The organism is Amycolatopsis palatopharyngis (assembly GCF_003385185.1).
GTDB classification, from domain to species: domain Bacteria; phylum Actinomycetota; class Actinomycetes; order Mycobacteriales; family Pseudonocardiaceae; genus Amycolatopsis; species Amycolatopsis palatopharyngis.
Genome location: NZ_PQHZ01000127.1, coordinates 1 through 1,121, shown reverse-complemented (window position 1 = coordinate 1,121; position 1,121 = coordinate 1). Strand labels below are relative to the sequence as shown.

Genomic DNA, 1,121 nt, shown 5'->3' with positions numbered 1-1,121 from the left:
ATGATTCTTGATGATGGTGGGGACGCGACGATGCTGGTGCACAAGGGTGCGGAGTTCGAGCGTGCTGGGGTGGTGCCGTCGTCGGAGTCCGATGATCCGGAGGAGTGGCAGGTTTTCCTGGAGTTGTTGCGGGCGTCGGTGGCGGCGGAGCCGGGGAAGTGGTCGAAGATCGGTGCGGGGATTCATGGGGTGACCGAGGAGACCACGACGGGTGTGTTGCGGTTGTATCAGTTGGCGGCGCAGGGGGAGTTGTTGTTCCCGGCGATCAATGTCAATGATGCGGTGACGAAGTCGAAGTTCGATAATCGGTATGGGATCCGGCATTCGTTGATTGATGGGATCAATCGGGGCACGGATGTGTTGATCGGTGGCAAGGTCGCTGTGGTGTGTGGGTATGGCGATGTGGGTAAGGGTGCTGCTGATTCGTTGCGGGGGCAGGGTGCCCGGGTGATTGTGACGGAGATCGATCCGATTTGTGCGTTGCAGGCGCAGATGGATGGGTATCAGGTGAAGACGTTGGAGTCGGCGCTGGCTGAGGCTGACATTGTGATCACCACGACGGGTAACAAGGACGTGGTGATGGTTGAGCATATGGCGCGGATGAAGCATCAGACGATTGTCGGTAATATTGGTCATTTCGACAATGAGTTGGATATTGCTGGGTTGGCGCGGTATCCGGGGGTTCGCCGGGTGAACATCAAGCCGCAGGTTGATGAGTGGGTGTTCCCGGATGGGCATTCGATTTTGGTGTTGTCCGAGGGTCGGCTGTTGAATTTGGGGAACGCGACGGGGCATCCGTCGTTTGTGATGTCGAACAGTTTCTCGAATCAGGTGATCGCGCAGGTCGAGTTGTTCACGAAGTACACCGAGTATGACAACGAGGTGTATCGGTTGCCGAAGAAGTTGGATGAGAAGGTCGCGAAGATTCATGTTGAGGCGCTCGGTGGTGAGTTGACGAAGTTGTCGAAGGATCAGGCCGAGTACATCGATGTCGATGTCGAGGGGCCGTACAAGTCCGATCACTACCGCTACTGATCCCTGCCGCTTTCCCGGGAAAGCGCGGTACTCGCGTCCGCGCGGTGCTCGCACTTTCCCGGGAAAGTGCGAGATATGGGACGGGG

The 1,121-nt window shown here is 57.5% G+C and carries 1 protein-coding gene; it reads left to right on the top strand.

What is annotated here, in order from left to right; translation table 11 throughout:
- Positions 1-1,035 (top strand): adenosylhomocysteinase (locus D0C15_RS33850; protein WP_116052095.1); only part of this gene is annotated, 1,035 nt, incomplete at its 5' end.
- Between the last annotated feature and the right edge of the window lie 86 nt (positions 1,036-1,121).